This window comes from Mucilaginibacter sp. UR6-11 (assembly GCF_020880695.1).
Classification (GTDB): domain Bacteria; phylum Bacteroidota; class Bacteroidia; order Sphingobacteriales; family Sphingobacteriaceae; genus Mucilaginibacter.
In genome coordinates, this window is sequence record NZ_JAJIWO010000002.1 from 324,580 (window position 1) to 349,541 (window position 24,962).

The following is a 24,962-nucleotide window of genomic DNA, read 5'->3' on the forward strand; positions in this document are numbered from 1 at the left end:
GAGCTCTCTTTTTTTGGCCCAAATTTTTGCTATGCATGCATAATATTATATCTTTACTTTTTATCGTCCTTATATGTATTTTGAACTATCGGAAGAACAATTAATGATACGCCAGGCCGCACGCGATTTTGCCCAGGCAGAATTAAAACCAGGTGTGATTGAGCGTGATGAGCAGCAAAAGTTTCCGGCAGAGCAGGTGAAGATGATGGGCGAACTTGGCTTTTTGGGAATGATGACATCTCCGCAATATGGCGGCAGCGGTATGGACGCTATTTCATACGTATTAGTAATGGAAGAGCTTTCAAAGGTTGATGCATCGGCATCGGTAGTAGTATCGGTTAATAATTCATTGGTCTGTTATGGCCTTGAAAAGTATGGAACCGAGGCGCAAAAACAAAAATACCTGGTGCCTTTAGCCAAAGGCGAAGTAATAGGCGCGTTCTGTTTATCTGAACCTGAAGCCGGCTCTGACGCCACAGCACAAGCTACTACGGCTGTGGACATGGGGGATCATTACCTGCTCAATGGCACAAAAAACTGGATAACCAATGGGGGCACAGCATCTACCTACCTAGTAATGGCACAAACCAATGCAGGTAAGCGGCATCATGGTATTAATGCTATAATAGTAGAGAAGGGGATGCCGGGCTTCACTGTAGGCGCCAAAGAGAATAAGCTGGGCATACGGGGTTCTGACACCCACTCGCTGCACTTTAATGACGTTAAAGTACCTAAAGAGAACAGAATAGGTGAAGATGGCTTTGGCTTTAAGTTTGCCATGAATGTTTTGGAAGGCGGGCGCATTGGCATTGCTGCGCAGGCTTTGGGTATAGCATCGGGGGCCTATGAGCTGGCTTTAAACTATGCCCGCGAGCGTAAAGCCTTTGGTAAAACACTGGCCGATCTGCAGGCCATACAGTTTAAACTGGCTGATATGGCTACAGAAATTGAGGCGTCCCGTTTATTATGTTTAAAGGCCGCCTGGTTAAAAGATAATGATCTGCCCTACGCCCAGGCAAGCTCAATGGCAAAGCTGTATGCATCACAAACTGCTATGAAAACTACGGTTGAGGCAGTGCAGATTCACGGCGGCTATGGCTTTGTTAAGGAATATCACGTAGAGCGTTTAATGCGCGACGCCAAGATAACCCAGATTTATGAGGGCACTTCCGAAATTCAACGGATTGTCATTTCGCGCGAGGTATTGAAATAACCAGCTGATTTTATTTAGTTTTGGTTGACATCAATTTACCGCAATGAAAATCAGACCCTTATTAACAGCATTTATCATCATCCTGACTTATAATGCCAGCTACGCACAATCGTTACTTAAAACTGGCGTTTGGCGCGGAGTAACTCAAACAGCGTCGGGTGTTGAAATTCCTTTTAATTTTGAGGCGAGCACCGTTGCAAAGCATAGCCAATTGGCTATCATAAACGGAAATGAACGCATTAAAGTAACTGATGTAAAATACCAGGGTGACTCTGTTTTTATAAAGATGCCTTTGTTTGATTCAGAGTTTAGACTAAAGCACGCCGGCGGCAAACTTACCGGCAAATGGATAAAAAACCTGGGCGATAAATATGTTGCCATGAATTTTAACGCAACGCCCAATACGCCGTGGAGATTTAAGGCACCAAACAAACCGGCATTTAATGTTACCGGCAGGTGGGCAGTTCCGTTTGTCAGCGATGGCAAAACTGATATGACGGTGGGCGAGTTTAAACAGGTTGGCTCAAAACTTACCGGTACCTTTTTGTCAACCACGGGCGACTACCGTTACCTTGAAGGCGTGGTTAGCGGTAACAAGTTGTACTTATCATGCTTTGATGGCGGCCATGATTATTTATTTACGGCAAAAATTAACGGCAACCGTATAACCGGCGGCAAATTTTATGCAGGCTTAACCAGCATTGATACCTGGACCGGCGTTAAAGACCCTAATGCTAAACTACCGGACGCCTTTTCGCTTACAGCACTTAAGCCCGGCTATAAAAAACTGGCTTTTACTTTTAAGGATATCAATGGTAAAAACGTTTCTTTAACTGATGCACGTTACAAGAACAAAGTTGTAATCGTACAGATATTGGGTTCATGGTGCCCTAACTGTATGGATGAAACGGCGTACCTGGTTAACTTCTATAAAAAGTTTCATCCAAAAGGTGTTGAAGTAGTTGGCCTGGCTTATGAACGTACCCGGGATTTTGCAAAATCACAAAGAACCGTAAGGCAGCTAAAAAACCGTTTTAACATACCGTACCCGATTTTACTAACCGGTTATACGCCCGCCGCAGGTGAGCCGGCCAAAAGCTTGCCGATGATGGCAAAGGTTTTGGGTTTCCCTACTACTATCATGATTGATAAAAAAGGGAATGTGCGTAAGATCCACACTGGCTTTAGCGGGCCGGGCACGGGCGAACATTATACTGATTTCATTACCGAGTTTGAGCGCCTGACTATCCATATGCTGGAAGAACAGGGGTATTAAGATCTTAACATTAGCTTTTTTCTTCCCAAACCATACATAAATGTAAAATGGTTTCGACAGCCTTTTGCATGTCCTGTACAGATACCCACTCCTGTTTGCCATGAAAAGCGTGTTCGCCCGCAAAGATATTAGGACAGGGAAGGCCCATAAATGATAGCCTGGATCCGTCTGTGCCACCCCTTATGCTACATAATTTGGCATCAAGCCCGGCGCGCCTGATGGCCTCCATGCCATATTCAACAATCTGCGGGCGCTCATTTAGTTTTTGCTTCATATTACGATATTGCGGCTTAACCTGTAGTTCGTAACTTGAGTTCGGAAAATCTTCTAAAACTTCCTCCGTTGCCTTCCTTATCTCGTTAGCATAGCTAACCAGCATTTCTTCGTCAAAATCACGGATAATAAAATCAACTATAGCCTGCTCTACATGCCCGTTTATCCCAACCGGGTGTATAAAGCCTTCCCTGCCCTCTGTATTCTCGGGCGAAAGCTCATATGGCAACATTGCCACAATTATAGAAGCGATTTTTATAGCGCTTTCCATTTTATCCTTTGCAAAGCCCGGATGAGCGCTTATCCCTTTTATAATCAGTTTAGCACCATTGGCGCTAAAAGTTTCATTTTCCATGTTCCCGGCGCTCTCGCCGTCAATAGTATAGCCGGCATAGGCACCCAGTTTTTTAATATCAACCTTATCTACGCCCCGGCCAATTTCTTCGTCCGGCGTAAACAAAATCCGGATCGTGCCATGTTTAATTTCCGGATGATTGACCAACTGGTAGCAGGCATCCATAATTTCGGCTATGCCGGCTTTATTATCGGCGCCCAATAACGTCGTTCCGCTGGCTGTAATAATATCATTATTTAACTGGTTCTTCAGGTCGGGATGCTCACTTATCTGCAATACCTGCGCTGGGTCATCCGGTAATATGATCGCGGCACCCTGGTAATTTTTATGAACAATAGGTTTAACGCCGGCTCCGCTGCAATCGGGCGAGGTATCCATGTGCGAGCAAAAGCAGATTACAGGTACGTCCGGCTTATCGCTATTAGCCGGTATAGTGGCGTATACATACCCAAATTCGTCCAGATGTGCATCATTTACACCTATCTCCAAAAGCTCATCTACCAGTAATTTCCCCAGGTTTTTTTGCTTTTCAGTTGATGGACAGGTTGTTGATTCCGGATCTGATTGGGTATCTATTTTTACATAGCGTAAAAAGCGTTCGGTAACAGTAAAATTCGTCGATTTAAAGTTCATTTATTTGTGGTCTTTTAATATATTTGGCTAAGTTAAACAGTTATTATAGAATTGATTAAGATTGATTTTGAGAAAGCTTATATTATTTTTTATTTTGGTAGGTGCAGGAGCAGCTGTTAGAGCCCAAACCAGCTACAACTATGGTAAGTATGGAATCGGTTTTTTTGCCAGTTCTAACTTTCCGTATGCCGATTTAAAGACTGCCAATAAAGGTAAAACCTATAATATAACGGGTTATTATAATTTAACACCATACGTGCCTTTGGGGTTAGAGTTTCAGTTCGGCGGCCTTTCCGGCGGCAGCATTGTTACTGATGAAAGCAGGCGGCAATATGACAATCATTACAAAGCTTTTATTTTTCATGGTGATTTTGCGCTGGGCCAAATAATAGATTATGACCGCGACCCTTTTATGAAGGTTATAAAAGATTTTTATATGGGTACCGGCGTAGGTATTATAAATAATAATATGGCCTTTATACAACGGACCAATCTAAACGGATCACCCAATTTGCCACCAGGCACCTATACTTTCCCGGGCCAAAACTCAAGTACCAATTTGGTAATACCTATCCGCTTCGGCTATGAGTTTAAAATATATAATGGTTATGATGAGCCTTTTATGGGAATAAATATTGGTTATATACACAATGTAACCCTGGGCGAAGGGTTAGACGGCTATTCAGACCCGGGAACCGGTTTTAAAAACAACTCGCCCGATCAATACCGCCAGATAATAGTTGGTGTAAAAATTAATTTTGGCCAATCTGTACCTTACACCAAAGCAATAAACTAAATTGAATTTAGAAGAACTACGTGATCATTGCCTGGAAAAACCGGGCGTAAGCGAAGGCTTTCCCTTTGGCGAGGATACTTTGGTTTTTAAAGTGGGCGGTAAAATATTTTTACTGACAGGGTTAGAGCAGGGAGACCGTTTTAATGTAAAATGCGACCCCGAGCTTGCGATTGAGCTTCGTGAACGTTATACCGAAGTTCAGCCCGGCTATCACATGAATAAAAAAATGTGGAACACGGTTTTGATGACCGGTACGCTTACCCGTAAACAACTGCTTGATATGGTTGATCATTCTTATGAGCAGGTTGTTAAAAGTCTCCCTAAAAAAATCCAGGCCGAAATTACCGGCGCTACCCAATAATTATTACTTTAACGGCCATTATTATTTTTCCGGGAACCCGTCATGAAAACAATACTGCTTTGCCTCTTTGCCTGTTTACTTTTTGGCCCCGCTAAAGCACAGTTAACCCCTTTTGAGTTAAGCAGGGATAAAAACTATACCGCAACTTATCCCGAGGTTATTGATTACTATAATAAACTGGCCAGGAATAATCCCCAGCTTAAACTGATCAATTATGGGATTACTGATATTGGTAAGCCGTTAACATTGGTGGTTTTATCGCGTGATAAGGTTTTTGATCCGGCGCTGATAAAGAGGCAAAACAAACGGGTACTGTTAATTAATAACGGGATCCATCCCGGCGAGCCGGAAGGGATTGATGCCAGCATGATGTTTGCGCGCGATCTGCTCAAAAAAAATGCGCTTCCTAAAAACGTGGTTATTTGCATAGTTGCCCTTTATAATATAGACGGTAGCCTTAACCGGGGCCTGAGCCGCATTAATCAAAACGGGCCGGATGCTTACGGCTTCAGGGGCAACTCGCGCAACCTGGATCTTAACCGCGATTTTATCAAAGCCGACAGCCGCAATACACTGGCGCTCGAGCAGATCATCAATACCTGGAAACCCGAAATATTTTTAGACAATCATACCAGCGACGGCGCCGATTACCAGTACGTAATGACGCTGATTGAAACACAGAAGGATAAGCAGAACCCCATACTTGCTGAATACACATCCAAAACGCTCTCGCCCGAACTTTATAAACGCATGAAACAAAGCGGCTTTGAAATGATCCCTTATGTTGAAAGCGAAGAAAACATACCAGACTCAGGCATTGTAAGTTTTTTAGAAACGCCCCGGTTTGCAACCGGCTATACGTCGCAACATAACATTATCAGCTACATTACGGAAACGCATATGCTGAAAGCTTTTAATAAGCGAGTTTATGCTACCTATAACTTTATGCAGGCCCTGGTTGATGTTAACGAGCGCGACGCCAAACTGATTGGCGAGGTGAGGGCCCGCGCCGACGAACAGGTGAAACAACAAAAAATTTTTGCCTTAAACTGGGATGTTGATAACAAACACTATGATACACTTGTATTTAAGGGTTATACGGCCCGCTATAAACCCAGCGAGGTTAGCGGCCTTACGCGCTTATATTATGACCGCGGTGAACCGTATACAAAAACCATCAAATATTTTGATAACTACGTAGCCACCGCGACGGCAGACAAGCCCATCGCTTATATAATACCCCAGGCCTGGGGAAAGATCATCGACTTGTATAAGCTTAATAAAGTAGTCATGCACCCGCTGGCGCATGATACCACCCTTGAGTTGCAGATGTATTACCTGGCCGATTATAAGACCGCCACGCACCCTTACGAGGGGCATTATCTGCATACTAATGTGAAGCTGACCCCGGCTATAATGAAAATTAAATGTTATGCGGGCGACTATGTTGTATTTACCAACCAGCCGCTCAACCGGTTTATTGTTGAAACACTGGAGCCCCAGGGAGTTGACTCCTATTTTGCGTGGAACTTTTTTGATTCGGTGCTGGGTTCAAAAGAAGGCTATTCGCCCTATGTTTTTGAAGACGTTGCTGCCGGATTATTAAAAACGCATCCTGATATACGTAAAAAGCTGGACGATGAAAAAGCAAAAGATCCGGCAATAGCCAACAGCGCGTCGGCCCAGTTAAATTTTGTTTACCGCAATTCGACGTATTTCGAAAAAACCTATCTTCGTTACCCGGTAGGGCGCCTGCTGGTAACTGCCAAACTTGATCTAAAATAAATAATGGAATATTTAAACCAGGCTCCAGTAGCTTCTATCATACTTGTAATTACCGTTCTGACGTCTGTTCTGACTTTTAGCAATGAAGAGTGGTTTGGCAAATTAATGCTGCATCCGTATAGCGTTTACCGCGGCAAAAATGTCTATACGGTAATAACAAGCGGGCTTATCCACAAAGACTGGATGCACCTGTTTTTTAACATGATCTCTTATTATTGTTTTGCTTTTACGCTGGAGGGTGTTATTGGCCACTGGCAGTTTGGCTTGCTGTATGTAGCCAGTTTAATATTAAGCGATATGCCATCAGTAGCCAAACATAAAAATGATTTTTGGTACAACAGCCTTGGCGCATCGGGTGCGGTTAGTGCGGTAATATTTAGCTATATCCTGTATGACCCAATGGCAAGTATGTATATCATACCCTTTCCGTTCCCTATTAAGGCCATAATCTTTGGTGTATTATACCTGGTTTATTGTAATTATGCCGCTAAACACTCGCGTGATAATATCAATCACGACGCGCACATGTTTGGCGCCCTGTCGGGAGTGGCTATTACTTTAATCCTTAATCCGGCGGTTGCGCCCGAGTTTATTCATAAAATCACCGCGGGAGTTCAATCAATGCTGCATTAACAAAATTGCCGTCAGCATCAAACAAAAAGCTCATAGGCTCTTCCGGATTTTTGATGATCTCCAACAGGAGGAAACCCCAGTTTTTCCAGAAATTTTCAAGCACCTGCCCGTAAATTTTGTTTTGCCAATCGTCAAACAGCGGTTTGCTGCTTATCCCGCGCAACGGCATAGCTTCTATAAACAGCTCTTCACCAACAGGCAAAAGATTGTATTCGGGCAGGCGGTTAAATAAGTAGGCCGAATAAAAAATCCTCCCGCTAAACTCCTCAAACTGTATCGGGTGCAAAGGCTGGTTATTTATCTTATCAATAGTTTCCCGGTGATATTGACGATTGGCGCCATTATCCTGAAAACAAATGATCAGGCCAAAGTCCTTAATCCGCAACGCAAGCGTAAGTGTATTGATCTCATCGCGGTAGCCAAATTCTTTTTCATCATTATCAACCTTAAATAAAAACAGGCTGAAGGGCTTAAATTCTTCGAAAAAAACCGGCAGATTGATGCTTTGCAGCATTAAATGCAGGTTGCTAAACTTATGGATAATGGATTGCGAAATGTTAAACTCCTCGCCCTGCGCATACTGCTGGCGAATACCTGCCTGTATCTCGTTAAAGATTATCCCGTACAGCAACTTGCCGGCCCACTGAAAAAGCTGCAGCTCATCAACAGCCTTAACAGCGTCATAGCCGCCATTAAACGCCGCAGCTATCCGGGCCTCGAGGGGCTCAAGGTAAGTTTCATTAACGCTGGCAGCGCAGGGCAACTTAATATCTTTGTAGGTGGCCATGCTTTCGTCCAGCAATTTAAACGGCTTTTCCTCCAGCTCATAAAGGCTCATTAACCATTGCGGAAAAACCTGTATTTTTTCTTCTTCACTGTTAAGTGTTTGTCCGGTTAAAAAGCAAACCTTGTTGCTAAAGTTTGAAGACTCAAATGGTGCGTATAATTTTACGGGCATGGCCGCAAAGATAGCCATCATTTTAAAAAGAATAATTTAGCTTTGGGATTATAACATGAAACTGACTTATCAACCATTTGAGCTTGTGCTTAAACATCCGTTTACAATAGCCAGGTTCTCGCGCACGTCAACACCTGTTATGCTGGTTAATATAGCGCACGAAGGCTTTACGGGATATGGCGAAGCCTCAATGGTGCCCTATATGGGCGAAAGCCATGAAAGTGCGGCAGCCTTTTTAAATAAGGTAGATGCCGGCCGGTTTAAGTTTCCTTTTGATTTTGACGAGATCATTAATTACCTGGATAGCCTTGTTCCCGGCAACCCGGCCGTTAAAGCTGCGATAGATATTGCCTTACACGACCTGGAGGGCAAATTATTAAACCAGTCCTGCTGGCAACTGGCCGGCAGCAATCCTGCTTTAATGCCCGTAACCAGCTATACCATTGGTATTGACACGCCGGATATTTTCCGCGAAAAAGTAAAAGAAGCAGCAGGGTTTAAAGTGATTAAAGTGAAGCTGGGCCGTGACAGCGATAAAGAATTGATCAATATTATCCGGTCGGTGACTGATGTCCCTATTTATGTTGATGCCAACCAGGGGTGGACGGACCGGAACCAAAGCCTTGACCTTATTTTTTGGTTACAGCAACAGGGTGTAATGCTTGTTGAGCAGCCCATGGCCAAAACAGACATTGACGGCAATGCCTGGCTAACCCAGCACAGCCCGATACCCATTATTGGCGACGAGGCCGTACAGCGGCTGCCCGATGTTGAAAAAGCCAAAGGTGTGTATCATGGCATAAATATTAAACTCATGAAATCTGCCGGGCTGTACGGGGCACAACAAATGCTGCAAAGAGCCCGGCAGCTGGGGCTAAAAGTACTTATAGGTTGTATGAGCGAAACCAGCTGCGCCTCGTTAGCGGCGGCGGCACTTGCCCCGCAGTGCGACTGGGCCGATATCGACGGGCCGTTTTTAACCACCAACAACCCGTTTAAAACGCCTGATTTTGCAGCTGGAAAATATGTATTAAGTGATACTGCGGGGTTAGGCGTGACATTTAAATAAATTTAGTGTTATATTTTTATCGCCGCTCAAAAACAGGTTAATTTGTAGTAATGTCATTATTTGTAGCCTCATTAAATTCCGGAAGCAATGGTAACTGTTATTACATTGGTAATGAGCAGGAAGCGGTATTGATTGATGCAGGCATTTCATGCCGCGAAACAGAGACAAGGATGGCGCGCCTTGGCTTGTCCATGCGTAAAGTAAAGGCAATTTTCATTTCGCATGAACATTCAGACCATATACGCGGGGTAACGGTATTGGCTAAAAAGTATCAGTTGCCGGTTTATATTACCCCGCTTACCCTGCAATATGGCGGCTTAAGGCTGGATGACCTGGTAGCGGAGTTTATGGCAGAGCAGACCATCAGCATTGGCGGGTTGCTGATAACCGCATTCGCTAAAATACATGATGCCGCGCATCCGCATAGTTTTACGGTTGCCTGCGGCGATATCAAAGTAGGCGTGTTTACAGACCTTGGCGCGGTTTGCGAAAACCTTATCCAGCACTTTCAGCAATGTCATGCTGCTTTCCTGGAAGCCAACTATGACGAAGAAATGCTGGATAGCGGCAGCTATCCCTATCACTTAAAACGCCGGATCCGGGGCGGCATGGGCCACTTGTCCAATAAACAGGCGCTGGCTTTGTTTATAGATTATAAGCCGGCTTACATGAGCCACCTGTTTTTATCGCACCTGTCTAAAGACAACAACGACCCCGCTTTGGTTCATAACCTGTTCAATACGCATGCCCGTGGCGCCGAAGTTATAGTGGCCTCGCGTTACCATGAAACTGCCGTTTACCATATCAGCGGGGCATCTGCCCCGGCATACGCCCCGCTGGCGGGCCTTCAAACCACCTTGTTTTAGAACCGGGTGTTGCTCTCCTTTTTCTTACATTTTTTTACTTTTAGTTGAAATAACTTACCGAAATGTTTTGTAGCTTAGCTTCAGAGGATCTTCTGCATATAATCCTTTAATCCTAAATAATTCAAACGGTAAACCCGTAACTTTATCCGTATAGCAAGGTATGAAACTACCCCTGCAGCAAGATGACCACCAACGCGTAATGTCTTTATTAGACGAAGCGTATGCCTGCAGAACCAATAATTTAAAACGAAGCACAGCCCTGGCCCGGGAGGCGCTTAGCCTTAGCCAAAAACTTAATGAAATCGGTTTGGTTGCCAAAAGCCTTAGCCACGCTGCACTTTTTGCCATGATACTGGGCGAATATGAAAGCGCTTTGGATATGTCGGCCCAGGCTATCAAGATCTATGAATCCTTAAATGACGATAAAGGAATAGCCGACGCCAAGTATAACATTGCCGGCGTATACTATAAAACCAATAACTATCACCTGGGCCTGGTTAATTTGGTTGATTGCATTAATACCTATCGGAAATATAATGATTACCATAATCTTGCCCGTTCACATAAATCATTAGGTACCGTTTATGAATATTTTGGCGATGAAAAAAACGCCATTATCACCTATGAAGATTCCATAGACGCTGCAAAAAAAGCGGGCGACCTTAACCTCGAATCAAATGCCTATAACCCGTTATCAGGGATCTATCTGAAAAAACAGGATATAAAGATGGCCTCCGAACTGATCGAGATGTCTATAGCCATGAAAACCCAAACCAGCGATATCCGCGGTCTGGCATTTGCTTATTATGGCCGGGGCAAAGTTTATACGGCGAAAAAACAATTTGCCAAAGCTGAAGATGATTTTAAAGCATCGATAAATATTCATCTGGCAATGGGTGAAACCCTGGGACTGGGCATGGCCTACCATAAGCTGGCATCATTATATGTTTTAATGGGCCAACTGGCGCAGGCAAAAGAGGTATTGCAAAAAGGGCTTGATTTTAGTACCGAGTATCACCTGTCAATGGTGAAATTTAAATGCTACCATTTATTTTATGATATTTTTAAGCTGGAGAATGACCCCATAAACGCGCTTAAATTTTTAGAGTTATACCTCAAAGAACGCGAAAGTGTTATTAACGCCCAAACATTAAAGGTGATTGAGAATTATGATCTCATCAATAAAATGGAGGCCATTAAAAAGGAGGCGCAATTACAACTGGAAAAAGCGGAGATCATCGAAAAAAAGAACCTTGCCGAGCAGACAGCGATTGTAAAACAGGAGTTCCTTTCAACCATGAGCCATGAAATACGCACGCCTTTAAATGCGATCATTACCATTGCCTCATTACTATCTGACAAAACCGACAAGGAGGAGCAGGAATTGATCAATGCCTTAAGGTTTGCCTCAAATAGCTTATTGCTGTTAATAAATGATATCCTTGACTTTACCAAGCTGGAAGCCGGCAAAACCAGCCTTGAAATGCGGCCGGCCGATTTTAAACAGCTGTTAAATAATATAAAGAAAACCTACGAGAGCCTTGCCCGTGAAAAGGGGCTGGTGCTTGATCTGAAGATAGACAACCGCCTTGCCGATTCATATGAGCTGGACGAGAACAAGCTGGGGCAGATATTGGGCAATTTAATAACCAACGCTATCAAGTTCACTTATTTTGGGCAGGTGGATATCATTACCGAAAAAATAAGCACTACGGGTTATAAAGACACCATCCGCTTTAAAGTAAATGACACGGGTATTGGCATAGCGCCAAATTATCTCCAGGATATTTTTGAGAGTTTCTCACAACCCCAATCCATTACTACAAAAAAACAAGGGGGTTCCGGGCTTGGCCTGGCTATTGTTAAAAAACTGGTTAACCTGCACGGAAGCGACATCCTGGTGACAAGCACCGAAGGCATCGGATCGAGTTTTTATTTTGATTTGAGGTTAAAAAAGGCCGAGAGCCCTGATAAGCCCTTTTCAAAACACACAGAAAGCCTGAAGGGTAAAACGATATTACTGGCTGAAGATAACGTGATCAACGCCATGGTGATAACTAAACTGCTCTCTAACTGGAAGGTAAAAACCGAACACGTTAAAAACGGGTTTGAAGCTGTTGAAAAAACAAAGCAAAAAGCGTTCGACTTTATTTTGATGGACATACACATGCCTGAAATGGATGGTTTTCAGGCTACAAAAAATATTATCTCGGCTGCGGATAACCCTAATAAAAAGACGCCAATATTTGCGTTAACCGCAGATGTAACCGCCGAATACCAGACGGAATTCCATTCATACTTTACAGGGTTTTTACGTAAACCTATCGAAGTGGAAAAGTTATACGATGCTTTGCTTGACAGCATCCGGAGATAGCGGACACGAGGTGGTAGTAGTAGTTTATTTAAGAGCAATTACATAAAAAAAGGAGAAGTCCGCTAAAACTTCTCCTCTAAAATTAACTGATCTCATTATTCTCATAAAGAACGAATTGGTTTAGTCCGATTGTAATAAGGCCACAAATGTATATAATCCTACCGACTTGGTAGAATAAATTTTGGTTTTATTGAATTTTTGCGATTTTTTCGATGTTTTTATCCCTTTTTCATCAAAAAAGCACATAAATGATCCATTTATGTGCTTTTTTTGCTTTTTTTTCAATAAAACGGCTTATTTCAAGCTTGATTTAATCTTATTGATGTTATCAAGGTGCCCTTTTATAGTTGGTAAGGTCTTGTCAGCAAACGCTTTAAGGTCCGCATCTTTTACATCTTTAGACGCTTTTTCAAACAGGTCAACTGTCGCTTTGTGATCAGATACCATTTTGCTTACGTAAGCCTTATCAAAATCGGTTGTTGATTTTTTTGAAAGATCTTCAATAGCCTTTTTTGAGTCGGCATTAACAGAATCAGGCAGCGTTATATTTTTAGTTTTGGCAATTGCTTTTAACTCGTCGGCTGCTTTGGTATGATCCATGATCATCATGTTGGCAAACTCTTTTACAGAAGGGTTAACCGCTTTGGTAGTAGCAAGCTGGCTTAACTGGATCTCAGTCATACCGCCGTTGGCCGCGTCAACAGCAAATTTAGCGTCGTCAGCAACTACGGCAATACCTGTTTGGCCGGTAGTGGTAGTATCTTTAACTTTGTTTACGCTGTCGGCAGATTCTGTACTGTCTTTTTTAGTGTTGTTACAAGCCTGGAACATTAATCCGGCTGCTGCAATCATTACAATTGAACTTAACTTTTTCATAGGTTTACTTTTTTAATTTCTAACTAAACCCATTGAAAACTAATATGTTTCAAGAAATTTAATTATTTATAACATTAACCGGTTGCCCCGCTATAAACGCATTAAGATTACTGATAACCGTGGCCATTAACCGGCCCCGCGCTTCTTTGGCCGCCCAGGCAATATGCGGCGTAACGATGCAGTTTTTGGCGGTAAAAATGGGGTCATCGGCAAGGGGCGGTTCTTTTGACAGCACATCTATACCGGCACCGGCAATGATATTATTATTTAATGCATCGGCCAGATCGGCGTCATTAACAATCGGTCCGCGCGATGTATTAATTAAAAAAGCGGATGGCTTCATCTTCTTTAAATTTTCAGCATTGATCAATCCCTGGGTTTCGGGAGTTAGGGGGCAATGGATGCTGATCACATCGGCCTGTTGCAGCAGCTCATCCAAATTTACCCATTTAAAATTTTTGCGGTGCGACTGATCTGTTTGCCGCCTGCCGGTTGCCATAACATTCATGTCAAATGCGGCGGCAATATCTGCAACCTTTTGGCCGATGGTGCCAAAACCGATAATGCCCAGGGTCTTGCCCGCCAGCTCAACTAGCGGGTAATCCCAAAAACAAAAATCAACCGAGCGGGCCCACTTGCCGTTCATCACTTCGTCGCTGTGTTTTTGCACGTGCAGGCACAGTTCCAATAACAACGCAAAAACAAACTGTGCCACCGCGCCGGTACCATACCCCGGCACATTGCTTACCACAATGCCTTTTTGTTTGCACACGGCGGTATCAACAATGTTATAACCGGTGGCCAGTACGCCAACGTATTTAAGGTCAGGAAGCTGGTTAAGCGTAGCTTCATCAAGCGGGGTTTTGTTGGTTAACACCACAGCGGCCCCCGCGCAGCGCGCGGCTATATCATTATAGGGCGTGCGGTCATGGATCGCAACTTCGCCCAATTGCGTTAAGGCATCCCATGACAGGTCGCCGGGGTTAAGTGTATATCCGTCCAGTACTACTATCTTCATAAGATCTTTTTTTGCCGGTCCTTTTCACCAGTTAGCTTAAGCAAAATAATAAAAACAGCAATGATCAAAGCTGTTAGTATTAGCCATACATAACCCGGCAAAGCCGCTTTTAAAGGTAAAGCATTTAACGCACTAACCGGCGCAGCTACCGGGATTATCCCCGTAAACCAATACGCCTGTCCTAAAACCAGCAAACTTAAAAACAACAGGATAATAAAGCTATGCTTTAGGGTAAATCTAAATAGTGCCGATTCTTTACCTACCAGGTTACCGGCCGCTGCCGCAACTGCTATAGATTGCGGGGATATCATTTTACCAACCACCCCGCCCGAGCAGTTGGCCGCTACGGTAACCACCGGCGCTACACCTATCCGGGTTGCGGTTACGTATTGCAGCCTGGCAAATAAAGCGTTCGACGCCGTATCTGATCCCGTGATAAAAACGCCCAGCCAGCCTAACACCGGTGCAAAGAAAGGAAATAACGGGCCCGTATTGGCGAGCAATAACGCTATGGTTGTAGTAATGCCCGAATCATTAACCATATAGGCAAAGCTTAAAACCGACATGATGGTAACAATAGGCAACTTCAGTTGGTTCATCGTTTCGCCAAATACTTTTAATCCCCGGCTAAAAGTTAAACCCACTACCGGTATAGCTGCCAAGGCCGCCAGAAATACCGCGGTGCCCGCTGCCGATAAATAATTGAATTTAAAAATGTGCGATAAGGGTATGCCTTTTGAATCGGCTATAGCATTATGTAAACCGGGAAATGCAAACTGCCATTGCCCCCTGGCGTTTAAAAATTCTTTTACAGGCGGTAGCCCCCAGGTAAGGATAATGATGGTTAACAATAAAAATGGCGCCCAGGCGGTAATGATCTGGTTCAATGAATAGGCGTCTTTTACGATTGCAAGCGGCGGCTTCTCGTTTTTGAAACGCCAGATAGTTGTTGGTTTCCAGAACCTTAAAAACACCACTAAAACTACTATGGAACCAATACCCGCGATAATATCCGGCAACGCCGGGCCAATAAAATTAGCCGTAAAAAACTGCAACAGGGCAAATGACCCGCCCGAAATAAGAATAGCCGGGAACACTTCCATGGCTTTTTTAAAGCCGGACATCAGTATAACAAGATAAAGCGGCGTTATTAATGATAACAGGGGCAGGGTTCGGCCAATCATTTGTGAGATCTGCATCTCGGGCAAACCCGATACCTGCGAAGCCACAGCAATAGGGATCCCTACCGAACCAAAGGCCACAGGTACAGTGTTGGCAACCAGGCATAAACCAGTGGCATACAAGGCGTCAAACTCCAGGCCAACCAACATGGCGGCCGTAATAGCCACGGGTGCACCAAAGCCCGCGGTACCCTCTAAAAATGCACCGAACGAAAACGCAATTAAGATGGCCTGCAACCGCCTGTCGGCAGTTATGGTTGCCATAGAATGTTTAATGATTTCAAACTGGCCGCTTTTAACGGTGAGGTTAAACAGGAATACCGCGCTTATTACAATCCAGCAGATGGGAAAGAACCCGTACAGCGCGCCATTGGCTATTGATAGAAACGCCAGTTTTGCCGGCATGCCATAAACCGTTAATGCTATCAGGGTGGCAACAGCGCAAGCCATTAAACTGGCTTTATAGCCCTTTGTTTTTTTGATGATGAGCGCCCAGAAAATAACCAATACGGGCACTATCGCAACCAGTGCGGACAGCGTAAGGTTATGAAGGGGATCAACGGGCTGTATCCAGGTCATGGTAATTGGTGAAATAAATCTAATAATTATTTAGATCATAATCACCTATTCACACTTTGCATTGCGGATCAGCCGCCGTTAAAACAGCAGCGTTGTTTGGTTGCTTAGTTTGTTTTTATCGACGGATCAGCTTTTGCGGGTGTAACCAGTTCATCTATAGTAAATGATTTTTGCCTGGCCGCTAATCTGGTGCGCGTGGCTTTTACATCGGCGGAGGTAACCTTGTCGCCCTTGTTTTGCCATGAACGGCGCACAAAATTCATCACCTGTGCCAGGTCATCATCCGTAAAATCCTTATTGTCGGCAAAGCCGGGCATTTCGCCGCCAATTTCGGGGGCCTGGTATAAATGGCCTGCAACCTTAACCGGCCCGGTTAGCCCTTTTAACAAGATAGAGATCATGGTGATCTTGTTGCCGTTCACAATTTCTGATTTATTTAATGGCGGGGCCAATGATTTTATACCGTTCCCGTCGTCGCCATGGCAGGTTTTACAAACGGTGCCATACATGGCCACCCCTTTGGGATAATACTTGGCCATTAGTTTAGGGTCGCTGTTTAGTTTGGCCTCCTCAATGGCTGTAACTACCCGGTCTATCCGTTTATTAATAGTAAGGCTGGTATCGGGCAGATAGGTTAGCATTTGTTTTTGGAAAGCCTCTTCCCGGCCCTGCAGGTTTGACACAATGGCATCAGACACATAAATATTTTTAGGATGTTTTTTTGCCAGGCTAAACAGGATATTGTCGGCAGCTTTCCTGTCAAACGGCTGGATAGAATTGGTTACAAAGCCAACGTAAGGCGCGGCGGTGGTATCATTAACCATTTGCGCTAACAGGCCTGCAAACTCCCGGTAATTATTTTGGCCGATCACGGTTGGCGATACGGTTAATGCCTGCATGCGGATATTCCATTGCGCTGATTTTAGCAAAGCCAGAACCTCGCCGGCCTGTAGGGCGCCAAAACCCTCTAATGTCCATAAAGCATGCGTAACCAGCAGCGGGTTGGTTGATTTGAGCGCCCCGCGCAACGCGGCGATTGCCTGCTGTGGTTTGCTGTCAACCAGTAGTTGCTGCGCTTTGTCGCGTACATAGCCGTTAGGGTTTCCCAAAAGGTCAACCAGCTTTAAAGGGTCATCCGGGAAAGTAACATTTACCGGTTTTTTTCCTGCCGGATAAACTTTATACAGCCTGCCGCATGAAAGCGGTTTAGTTAACTGCCGTTTGTCTATCTCGTTTTTTAAATAGGGTGTTAAGTAGGTGCGGTGCTGTATTATCCCCCGGTACATATCAACGATGTATAATGCGCCATCCGGTCCGTCGTACAAACTTACCGGGCGGAAACGCTCATCAACACTGGCCAGGAATTCACGGCCATGATAAGCTTCGCGGCCCTTAACCACATTGCCTTTTTCTGTCAGGATATCCCGTTTGATCAGGTTGGCAGACGGTTCGGCAACAAAGGCATTGAAAGCGTAACCGGGCCCGAATAACCCACCGCGATAGATCATCGGCCCGCAGGCTGCGGTAAAGTTTACCAGGCGCAGGCTGTCATCCAGAATGCCTTTCATATAACCACGGTTTACCCCCGGTGTAGGGCGTATGGGGAAAGTGCGGTTATCTGCAACCGTGCGTTCGTTAAAACCGGCCAGGCTTTTTTGGTTTTTATTGGTCAGGCCCAGGCCGGGCGGAAAATAATCGCCGTCGAGATTGGTTGAGTTATCATTGGCATACATGCGGCCCTGGTCGTCCTGCGTTATGCCCCACTGGCCCTTTTCATGTGCGGTTTCTATCAGCCATTTATCACCCTTTTTGCGGTATCTTTTGGCCGAGTTGGCATTGTAGATCCAGTTATCCAAACCGCGATATAAACCATTTGGCTGATGCTCTACATTACCGCCGTCGGTATATTTTGCATCTACCAAAGTTCTTTTAACCGGTTTGTCGTTAGCCAGTTCATAGTAGTAAAGGCGGGGCGGCTCTGCAACCAATATGCCGTTTTCAATCAAACAGAAGGCGCGCGGCATCACCAGCGAATCAATAACCACTTTACGGGTATCCATCACGCCGTCTTTATTTTTATCGGTTAATATAACCACTTTAGCGTTGGGTACGTCTTCACCATGGCCGGCGGTGTCCGGCATATAATCCTCCATCTCCAGTGCCCAGATACGGCCCTTTTTATCAAACGTAATGGCAACGGGGGTACTGATCAACGGTTCTGAGGCGACCAGCGAGATGGCCATGCCAGGCTCAAGTTTCATTTTGCTGATCGATTGATCGGCGGGTACAACCGGCGAGGAACTGATATCGGCCTTTGGCGGATTAGTAGCAACGGCCAGCAACTTATGTGTTGTACATTGGTACAAAACACCGGCCGCAAGCAGTAGTAACATGATATAACTATACTTTTTCATGCGTGTGGGTTAATTGGTTATGTATACAGGTTGTATACACAAGCTCGGAATAAATAACGCTTAATTTTTTATAAAAATGGTTCTATTTTATCACTAAAACAGAAATTTGGCCGGGAAATTAGTTTCGTAATAATTATTTTACTTTGCACGGGTAAGACCAGCAGCCTTTTGGCTGATTTTTTTTACCGACATTAGCACTAATCAAACCTATCAGTACAAACCAATTATAAATGAAAAAAGTAATCATTTGCGCTATCGCGATAGCTTTCACCATGCGTTTATCGGCACAAACAAAAACGCCTGCCGACTATGTTGACCCGTTTATTGGATGCAGCACCAGCGCTGCTGAAGCAGGCGTTTTACATGGCCTGGGCAAAACCTTCCCCGGCGCCGCTACGCCTTTTGGTTTGGTGCAGGTAAGCCCCAATACCATAACCGGTGGCGATAACGGCCCGGGCTACAGCTACGAAATGGAATATATAGAGGGCTTTGCCTTTACGCAAATGAGCGGCATTGGCTGGTACGGCGACTTGGGCAACTTTTTAGTTACGCCCACAACCGGCCCGTTGCATGTTGTTGCCGGCCGGCATACAGAACTACCGGGCTATCGCTCAAAATACAGTAAGAAGGATGAGGTGGCCAAGGCAGGTTACTACGCCGCCACCCTTACCGACTATAAGATCCGTACCGAGGTTACTGCGGCGCCGCATAGCGGCATTATGCGGTTTACGTTCCCCGCAAACCACCAGTCACGCATCCAGATAGATCTGGCGCGCCGGGTTGGGGGCACATCAACTGAACAATATATTAAAGTGGTTGATGACCATACCATTGAGGGCTGGATGAAATGCACGCCCGACGGCGGCGGTTGGGGCGACGGAGCAGGCAAAGCCGACTATACCGTTTATTTTTATGCGCAGTTTAGTAAACCGCTTAAAAACTACGGGGTTTGGCGTGCCGATATCCCGGATGGTATTTCGCGTAAAAGCGAGAGCGTTACCAGCCTGAAATATGATTCGCTGATTGCAAAAGCGGCAATCCTGCCCGGCATTAAGCAGCAACAGGGCAAGCACCTTGGTTTTTATACCGAATTTGCCACCAGCCCCGGAGAGGTTGTATTGATGAAAGCCGGCATATCCTTTTCAAGCACGGCCGGTGCCAAACTTAACTTAACCACTGAAATACCTGCCTGGGATTTTAATAAGACACGCGCGCAAACCAAAGCTTTATGGGACAAAAGCCTGTCGCAGATTAGCATAGCCGGCGGTACCGAGGCCCAGAAGACGGTTTTTTATACTGCTTTATACCATACCATGATTGACCCGCGCGCGACAAGTGATGTGGACGGCACCTATATGGGCGCCGATATGAAGCCGCACCATACCAGCAAATTTACCAAGCGGTCGGTATTTAGCGGCTGGGACGTATTCAGGAGCCAGTTTCCGTTGCAGACCATTATCAATCCGTCAGTAGTGAGCGATATGGTGAACTCATTGATTGAGATTGCCGGCCAAAGCGGCAATAACTACCTGGAAAGGTGGGAGCTTTTAAATGCTTACTCCGGGTGCATGGTGGGTAACCCCGCGCTGCCGGTAATTGCTGATGCGTACAGCAAAGGCATCCGTAATTTTGATCTGCAGAAAGCTTATAAATATTCGTGCAATACGGTTGAGAAGTTTGGTAATAAGCCCGGGCCGCATGCCATGGATATTTCAACAACATTAGAATATGGGTTTGATGAATGGTGCATGTCAAAACTGGCAACCTGGCTGGGGCACCCGGAGGACGTTAAATTGTATGCCGACAGGGGGCAAACCTATAAACAGATCTTCGACCCTGAGAAAGGCTGGTTCAGGCCGAAGAATGCCGACGGTACCTGGGCGCCATGGCCGAAGAGAGGCCGGCTGCAACAGGACTATGGCACGGTTGAAAGTAACCCGTATCAGCAGGGCTGGTTTGTGCCGCATGATATTGACGGGATGGCGGAACTAATGGGTGGCCGCGAAAAAACCATAGCCGACCTGAACTCGTTTTTTGAAAACACACCAGAAAATTTTACGTGGAACGATTACTATAACCAGGCCAATGAACCGGTGCATTTAGTGCCTTTCCTGTTTAACCGGCTGGGTACCCCGTGGCTAACCCAAAAATGGGTGCGCAAAATTTGCGTTAACGGCTACACAACCGGGGTTGAAGGATTGGTTGGTAATGAGGACGTGGGCCAGATGTCGGCCTGGTATGTTTTGGCAGCCAGTGGCCTGCACCAGGCTACGCCGGGCGATCCGCGATATGAGATATTTAGCCCGACGTTTAGCAGGGTTGCTATCCGCGCAGGCGCTACGGGTAAAATATTTACCATAGTTGCCAAAGGCAATTCGCCGGCCAATGTTTATATTCAATCAGCCAAACTAAACGGCAAACCTTATAACAAATGTTATATCAGTCATCAGCAGATATTGGCCGGCGGTGTTTTAGAGTTTGTTATGGGATCGAAGCCGAATAAACAGTGGGGGATAGGATCATGATCAAGGAAACCGGACCGGCTTTAAGAAAACTATTTGTCTTTCTGCTTTGCCTTACCGGATTTACCGTGGCTTTTGCCCATACCCCCAAACCGGATTATAAATTCAGGAAAACGATTTCGCGCGAAGTGCTTGAAAACTACCTGGACCGGTCCGTTACCATGCAAAGCCTGTTGATTGGCCAGGGCAATTTTGATGATAATTTAAGGATGATCAAAAACATCGGCGCCAAATTTATTGGCCGGGCCGTGTGCCAGTGGGGCCAGGAGGCAGAGATCCCTAAAAACCTGGTCAAGGAAAAAGAGCTGGCCGCCAGGGTACACGCTGCTGATCCGGATATTATTTTGCAGGCATGTATTTTTGAGATCGTAACACCGCAGGTAAATGAGCTGGCGGTCCCTGAATGGGCCTTTAAGGCGCTGAACCTGCCCGTGGAAAAACGGAATTTCAGCTACGATGCGATGTTGTATCCCGATGGGAAATTTAAAGGGCAATGGGGCCGCGGTTCGGTACCCGATGTAAGTCAGAACGAAACAAAATTGTTTTTCTATTACCTGGGGGCGTCCTATATTAATGCGGGTATTGAGGGGCTGCATTTTGGCCAGGTAGAGCTGATGAATAAAAATGATAAAAACCTTGACCATTACGCACAGATACTGGGGCTGATACGTGATTATGCCCACAAACATGCCCGCCGTAAAATGGTGATCTGCGATTCGCATGTACCGGGCGGCGGCTTTGTGAAGGACGGGCATTTATTAATGGATGTACATGCGTTCCCGCTAAGGATAAAAGAAATTCCGGACAGGCCCGAAGAGGCAAAACTGGAAGTTGGCCATACTGACGCCTTGTTTTTACGCAGTAAAGGCGGCATTACTCCCAGTGGGTGGAGCTGCGAACATTTGCCATACCTGGTTGAGTTTGATAACTATGGTGTAAGCAAGCAACCCAGCCAGGCAAAAGCAGCAGGTCTTTCTATCTGGGTATGGGGATATGATGAAATAAGCTGGTTTGCTCATCAGCCGGCGGCATATCGGCAAAACTGGTTGCATTATGCCTATGATTGGGTAAAGAAAACCGACCCTAACGGCCATGTGGAAATGCCGGGCGGGCGGCAGACAACCTCGCCAATTGATAAAAAACGCTGGTATTATGCCAACAACCCCGGTACTGCCGTACCTGACGGGTACGGTGATGAGGATACCATCCGTGATATATGGGCAGCCGGTACAGAAAAATAACCATAAAAAAAAGCCGCTTATAGATAAGCGGCTTTTTTTATTATATCAGTGATGTGGTGAATTTATTGATCCCCATGCTTCGCAGCCGGACAAGAATGCTAAAGATCTCTTTATTAATGTTGGCCAGGGACAGCCGCTTTTTATGCTTGATCTCGACGGCTGTTATTACGTCGTTTAATTCTTGCATAATGTTGTCAGCTAACGGCGTATGGTTGTCTGCCTGAACAGCATCGCTAATCCCCGATGTTTTCCTTAAAAGGTAATTGGTATTGTTTAAACGAATACCGTATATCAATTGATGTTCGTCTTCTCTTGTGATATGATTTACAGTAAAGAAATAGGTTTGACTATTAATATGTGCCTGAATCATAAGATATAAAAATTAAGTACAGATATAAATGCAATTAACATGCCACCTTACAACTTTACGTTGTCAGCAGGTTATAAGCTGCCTTAAAAGAAAAAATCAGGGTACGGCGGGTCGGGTTTTAAGCAAGGGAGTTGCCCAACTGTAAGGCAGTGTGCTCCAGGTTTTCGCGGGTGTTTTTTAGCGCGGTTTGCAGATCGTCAGTATTCTTATTAATTGCAAGCAAAATATCAAAATATTGGTTTAATGCCCTGATCGGTTCAGATGGCACTATCCCGGCTAAACCAACCACCTTAATGTTTCTTTTTTTTGCCCGCGACGCCACTACGGCGGGTGCCTTGCCTTGCAAAGTTTGCTCGTCAATGCTGCCCTCACCGGTAATTACCAGGTCGGTATTTTGCAGTGCTGCATCAAAACCGGTGAGGTTTAAAAAGCTATCGGCACCGCTAACCAGTTTGGCATTTATAAATGCAAATAACCCGGCGGCGGCACCACCTGCGGTACCACTGTGCTTAATTGTAGTCATATCTTTACCGGTTTGCTGCAATGCAATGGCGGCAAAATTGGTAAGCATCCGGTCAAGCTGTACAACCTCAGCCCCCGTAGCCCCTTTCTGCGGCCCAAAAACCGCGGCAGCGCCCCGGTCGCCTAACAGCGTACTGTCAACATCGCACAAAACGATGATTTCACAATCCAAAATGCGCTTATCTAAACCGGTTGTATCAATTTGCTTAAGGTTAATAAGCGCTTCGGGCACAGGTTTCAAAATTGCCCCGTCACCGGCAAGAAAATTAATACCCAGTGCGTTTAAAATACCGGCGCCACCGTCTACCGTTGCCGAACCGCCCATCCCGATAATGATTTTGTTAACGCCCTTATCAAGCGCTGCTTCAATCAGCTCACCGGTGCCGGTGCTGGTAGCCAGCATCGGATGCAGGTCACCGGCATCCAACAACCTCAAACCTGATGCCGCCGCCATTTCAATAACCGCTGTCTGTCCGTTATCAACCAGCCCGAAAGCCGCCGTTATCTGGTGGCCGTAGGCATCATGTACAGCCACATTGATTAACTCGCCGCCCAGGTGTTTAATCAGCAGGTCGCCTGTGCCGTCGCCGCCATCGCCAACCGGGAAAAGCCGGCAATTACAATCCAGCTTACTCTGTTTCAACCCGGATGCTATTGCCGCTGCAACGCCTTGCGCATCAAGGCTGTTTTTAAAGGCGTTGGGGGCGATCAAAATATTCATACGCTAAACTAAGCGTATTTTGCTATATTATGTATCACCTCATCCGCAAAGCGAATAAATTAGGGCAATAAAAAAACCATAATCTTTTTAACTCATCTGCAAACCGTTTAAGGCCTGCCTTCGTCAAAAAAACTATGGTTTTTAATTATGGTACTTTTCTGTTTAGTAGCCGATTTTGCCTAAACCCGGTTCTTCTTTTTCAATAGAAGCATCAAAGGGGTTTTTCACAGCCGGATCGGTTGCTTCTCCGCCAATTGCACTTTGGTCAAGGCTGCCTTCGCTTACGGGCAAGTTTGACCTGGTAGTTGCGCCACGGTCATAAAACCGGTCCACATCAAAATAATCGTGGTTATAAAACCCGTTACGATCATACACCAGCGTAGTTGCCGATCCTTCAAACGCATGCCTGGTAGCTAACTCCATTTCAGGGCTTACACTACCGGGTACATAGCCCGGCAATAAAACCAGCTGGGCTGCTGTTGCCGGTATAATTACTACATTTCCATCATAAGCAGGGTTGTACATGCCGCTTTCGTTACCTTCATAAATAACGGCCGAATGATCTACGGGGTCAATCACGGTAACGCTATTAACGGTGCTGCCATCTGTGCCGGCCACTGCTTCGCTTAAATCATTGCTGCTGCTATATAACTGGGCTATACCTATCGGTATCAGCACGTTTTTTCCGTCGGTGACATCTATTTCACTGTCTTCAAGGCTAACAACCAAATAACGCACTTTGCGCGCCTGCGGGTCGAACAGCATTTCGGCTACCTCGCCAATTTTTAAGCCCTGCTCATTTTTTACGTCCCAGTTTTTTATATCCGGTTCGCCGTCTACTATCTCGTAACCACTACCACTTAGTTCTTCCAGGTGGGTTGATCTATATGCTTCATTATTATTGTCGAAACTCATGTCTTTAAATT

At 45.3% G+C, this 24,962-nt stretch carries 20 protein-coding genes; 11 read left to right on the forward strand and 9 right to left on the reverse strand.

Translation table 11 applies throughout. The annotated features are described in order from the left end of the window. The first annotated feature begins 73 nt into the window (after positions 1 to 73). Positions 74 to 1,213, forward strand: a complete 1,140-nt coding sequence (locus LJ658_RS06865; protein WP_230545735.1) for an acyl-CoA dehydrogenase — start codon at positions 74 to 76, stop codon at positions 1,211 to 1,213. A 43-nt stretch (positions 1,214 to 1,256) separates the two neighbouring features. Further along, positions 1,257 to 2,489 (forward strand): TlpA disulfide reductase family protein, encoded by a 1,233-nt coding sequence (locus LJ658_RS06870; RefSeq protein WP_230545736.1) that lies wholly within the window; start codon positions 1,257 to 1,259, stop codon positions 2,487 to 2,489. 10 nt (positions 2,490 to 2,499) lie between these two features. Here the strand turns inward: LJ658_RS06870 and pepT are convergent, their stop codons facing one another. Continuing rightward, complete coding sequence (gene pepT / locus LJ658_RS06875; RefSeq protein ID WP_230545737.1) at positions 2,500 to 3,750, reverse strand: peptidase T; 1,251 nt, start codon at positions 3,748 to 3,750, stop codon at positions 2,500 to 2,502. Between the two features lie 67 nt (positions 3,751 to 3,817). On the opposite strand from pepT, the gene LJ658_RS06880 reads away from it, so the two are divergent. Genes LJ658_RS06880 through LJ658_RS06895 form a run of 4 tightly spaced genes read left to right on the forward strand, consistent with a single transcriptional unit; the run spans position 3,818 to position 7,325 of the window. Beyond that, positions 3,818 to 4,546 carry a hypothetical protein gene (locus LJ658_RS06880; RefSeq protein WP_230545738.1) on the forward strand — a complete coding sequence of 243 codons (729 nt, stop codon included), beginning with the start codon at positions 3,818 to 3,820 and terminating at the stop codon, positions 4,544 to 4,546. 1 nt (position 4,547) lies between these two features. Continuing rightward, entirely contained in the window at positions 4,548 to 4,907 is a 360-nt protein-coding gene (locus tag LJ658_RS06885; protein ID WP_230545739.1) for an MmcQ/YjbR family DNA-binding protein, read from the forward strand. Positions 4,908 to 4,949: 42 nt separating this feature from the next. After that, positions 4,950 to 6,692 carry a M14 family zinc carboxypeptidase gene (locus LJ658_RS06890; RefSeq protein WP_230545740.1) on the forward strand — a complete coding sequence of 581 codons (1,743 nt, stop codon included), beginning with the start codon at positions 4,950 to 4,952 and terminating at the stop codon, positions 6,690 to 6,692. A gap of 3 nt (positions 6,693 to 6,695) precedes the next feature. Further along, complete coding sequence (locus LJ658_RS06895; protein ID WP_230545741.1) at positions 6,696 to 7,325, forward strand: rhomboid family intramembrane serine protease; 630 nt, start codon at positions 6,696 to 6,698, stop codon at positions 7,323 to 7,325. Here LJ658_RS06895 and LJ658_RS06900 read toward each other — a convergent pair. Further along, positions 7,294 to 8,304 carry a hypothetical protein gene (locus LJ658_RS06900; protein WP_230545742.1) on the reverse strand — a complete coding sequence of 337 codons (1,011 nt, stop codon included), beginning with the start codon at positions 8,302 to 8,304 and terminating at the stop codon, positions 7,294 to 7,296. The genes LJ658_RS06895 and LJ658_RS06900 overlap by 32 nt on opposite strands. Positions 8,305 to 8,338: 34 nt before the next feature. Here LJ658_RS06900 and LJ658_RS06905 point away from each other — a divergent pair, with 34 nt between their 5' ends. The 3 genes from LJ658_RS06905 to LJ658_RS06915 all read left to right on the forward strand — a co-directional run bounded on the left by LJ658_RS06905 (position 8,339) and on the right by LJ658_RS06915 (position 12,592). Beyond that, the gene (locus tag LJ658_RS06905) at positions 8,339 to 9,352 is read left to right on the forward strand and encodes a dipeptide epimerase (RefSeq protein ID WP_230545743.1); all 1,014 of its coding nucleotides are present in this window, start codon (positions 8,339 to 8,341) and stop codon (positions 9,350 to 9,352) included. A 50-nt stretch (positions 9,353 to 9,402) separates the two neighbouring features. Then, on the forward strand, positions 9,403 to 10,218 hold the full coding sequence (locus LJ658_RS06910) for an MBL fold metallo-hydrolase (RefSeq protein WP_230545744.1): 816 nt from the start codon (positions 9,403 to 9,405) through the stop codon (positions 10,216 to 10,218). Positions 10,219 to 10,378: 160 nt separating this feature from the next. Further along, positions 10,379 to 12,592 carry an ATP-binding protein gene (locus tag LJ658_RS06915; RefSeq protein ID WP_230545745.1) on the forward strand — a complete coding sequence of 738 codons (2,214 nt, stop codon included), beginning with the start codon at positions 10,379 to 10,381 and terminating at the stop codon, positions 12,590 to 12,592. A 294-nt stretch (positions 12,593 to 12,886) separates the two neighbouring features. Here the strand turns inward: LJ658_RS06915 and LJ658_RS06920 are convergent, their stop codons facing one another. From LJ658_RS06920 to LJ658_RS06935, 4 genes are all read right to left on the reverse strand, one after another. Then, complete coding sequence (locus tag LJ658_RS06920) at positions 12,887 to 13,468, reverse strand: DUF4142 domain-containing protein (RefSeq protein WP_230545746.1); 582 nt, start codon at positions 13,466 to 13,468, stop codon at positions 12,887 to 12,889. Positions 13,469 to 13,526: 58 nt separating this feature from the next. After that, on the reverse strand, positions 13,527 to 14,486 hold the full coding sequence (locus tag LJ658_RS06925; protein ID WP_230545747.1) for a D-2-hydroxyacid dehydrogenase: 960 nt from the start codon (positions 14,484 to 14,486) through the stop codon (positions 13,527 to 13,529). Further along, positions 14,483 to 16,246 (reverse strand): L-lactate permease, encoded by a 1,764-nt coding sequence (locus LJ658_RS06930; protein WP_230545748.1) that lies wholly within the window; start codon positions 16,244 to 16,246, stop codon positions 14,483 to 14,485. The genes LJ658_RS06925 and LJ658_RS06930 overlap by 4 nt, the downstream gene beginning before the upstream one ends. 104 nt (positions 16,247 to 16,350) lie before the next feature. Then, positions 16,351 to 18,660, reverse strand: a complete 2,310-nt coding sequence (locus tag LJ658_RS06935; RefSeq protein WP_230545749.1) for a c-type cytochrome — start codon at positions 18,658 to 18,660, stop codon at positions 16,351 to 16,353. Positions 18,661 to 18,890: 230 nt separating this feature from the next. Between LJ658_RS06935 and LJ658_RS06940 the strand changes: the two genes are divergently transcribed. Both LJ658_RS06940 and LJ658_RS06945 read left to right on the forward strand, forming a co-directional pair. Continuing rightward, complete coding sequence (locus LJ658_RS06940; protein ID WP_230545750.1) at positions 18,891 to 21,185, forward strand: GH92 family glycosyl hydrolase; 2,295 nt, start codon at positions 18,891 to 18,893, stop codon at positions 21,183 to 21,185. Continuing rightward, on the forward strand, positions 21,182 to 22,423 hold the full coding sequence (locus LJ658_RS06945; RefSeq protein WP_230545751.1) for a hypothetical protein: 1,242 nt from the start codon (positions 21,182 to 21,184) through the stop codon (positions 22,421 to 22,423). Before LJ658_RS06940 ends, LJ658_RS06945 begins: the two co-directional genes overlap by 4 nt. A gap of 40 nt (positions 22,424 to 22,463) precedes the next feature. Here the strand turns inward: LJ658_RS06945 and LJ658_RS06950 are convergent, their stop codons facing one another. From LJ658_RS06950 to LJ658_RS06960, 3 genes are all read right to left on the reverse strand, one after another. Further along, a complete protein-coding gene (locus tag LJ658_RS06950) occupies positions 22,464 to 22,793 on the reverse strand; it encodes a hypothetical protein (RefSeq protein ID WP_230545752.1) in 330 nt (109 codons plus the stop codon). 118 nt (positions 22,794 to 22,911) lie between these two features. After that, positions 22,912 to 24,036, reverse strand: coding sequence for a glycerate kinase (locus tag LJ658_RS06955; protein ID WP_230545753.1), 1,125 nt, complete (start codon positions 24,034 to 24,036; stop codon positions 22,912 to 22,914). 162 nt (positions 24,037 to 24,198) lie between these two features. Continuing rightward, positions 24,199 to 24,951, reverse strand: coding sequence for a PRC-barrel domain-containing protein (locus tag LJ658_RS06960; protein ID WP_230545754.1), 753 nt, complete (start codon positions 24,949 to 24,951; stop codon positions 24,199 to 24,201). Between the last annotated feature and the right edge of the window lie 11 nt (positions 24,952 to 24,962).

Bases quoted from the DNA above. Each gene is read 5' to 3' on its own strand.
- LJ658_RS06865 (WP_230545735.1), top strand. From the start codon at position 74: ATGTATTTTGAACTATCGGAAGAACAATTAATGATACGCCAGGCCGCA.
- LJ658_RS06870 (WP_230545736.1), top strand. From the start codon at position 1,257: ATGAAAATCAGACCCTTATTAACAGCATTTATCATCATCCTGACTTAT.
- pepT (WP_230545737.1), bottom strand. From the start codon at position 3,750: ATGAACTTTAAATCGACGAATTTTACTGTTACCGAACGCTTTTTACGC.
- LJ658_RS06890 (WP_230545740.1), top strand. From the start codon at position 4,950: ATGAAAACAATACTGCTTTGCCTCTTTGCCTGTTTACTTTTTGGCCCC.
- LJ658_RS06895 (WP_230545741.1), top strand. From the start codon at position 6,696: ATGGAATATTTAAACCAGGCTCCAGTAGCTTCTATCATACTTGTAATT.
- LJ658_RS06900 (WP_230545742.1), bottom strand. From the start codon at position 8,304: ATGATGGCTATCTTTGCGGCCATGCCCGTAAAATTATACGCACCATTT.
- LJ658_RS06905 (WP_230545743.1), top strand. From the start codon at position 8,339: ATGAAACTGACTTATCAACCATTTGAGCTTGTGCTTAAACATCCGTTT.
- LJ658_RS06910 (WP_230545744.1), top strand. From the start codon at position 9,403: ATGTCATTATTTGTAGCCTCATTAAATTCCGGAAGCAATGGTAACTGT.
- LJ658_RS06915 (WP_230545745.1), top strand. From the start codon at position 10,379: ATGAAACTACCCCTGCAGCAAGATGACCACCAACGCGTAATGTCTTTA.
- LJ658_RS06920 (WP_230545746.1), bottom strand. From the start codon at position 13,468: ATGAAAAAGTTAAGTTCAATTGTAATGATTGCAGCAGCCGGATTAATG.
- LJ658_RS06925 (WP_230545747.1), bottom strand. From the start codon at position 14,486: ATGAAGATAGTAGTACTGGACGGATATACACTTAACCCCGGCGACCTG.
- LJ658_RS06930 (WP_230545748.1), bottom strand. From the start codon at position 16,246: ATGACCTGGATACAGCCCGTTGATCCCCTTCATAACCTTACGCTGTCC.
- LJ658_RS06935 (WP_230545749.1), bottom strand. From the start codon at position 18,660: ATGAAAAAGTATAGTTATATCATGTTACTACTGCTTGCGGCCGGTGTT.
- LJ658_RS06940 (WP_230545750.1), top strand. From the start codon at position 18,891: ATGAAAAAAGTAATCATTTGCGCTATCGCGATAGCTTTCACCATGCGT.
- LJ658_RS06945 (WP_230545751.1), top strand. From the start codon at position 21,182: ATGATCAAGGAAACCGGACCGGCTTTAAGAAAACTATTTGTCTTTCTG.
- LJ658_RS06950 (WP_230545752.1), bottom strand. From the start codon at position 22,793: ATGATTCAGGCACATATTAATAGTCAAACCTATTTCTTTACTGTAAAT.
- LJ658_RS06955 (WP_230545753.1), bottom strand. From the start codon at position 24,036: ATGAATATTTTGATCGCCCCCAACGCCTTTAAAAACAGCCTTGATGCG.
- LJ658_RS06960 (WP_230545754.1), bottom strand. From the start codon at position 24,951: ATGAGTTTCGACAATAATAATGAAGCATATAGATCAACCCACCTGGAA.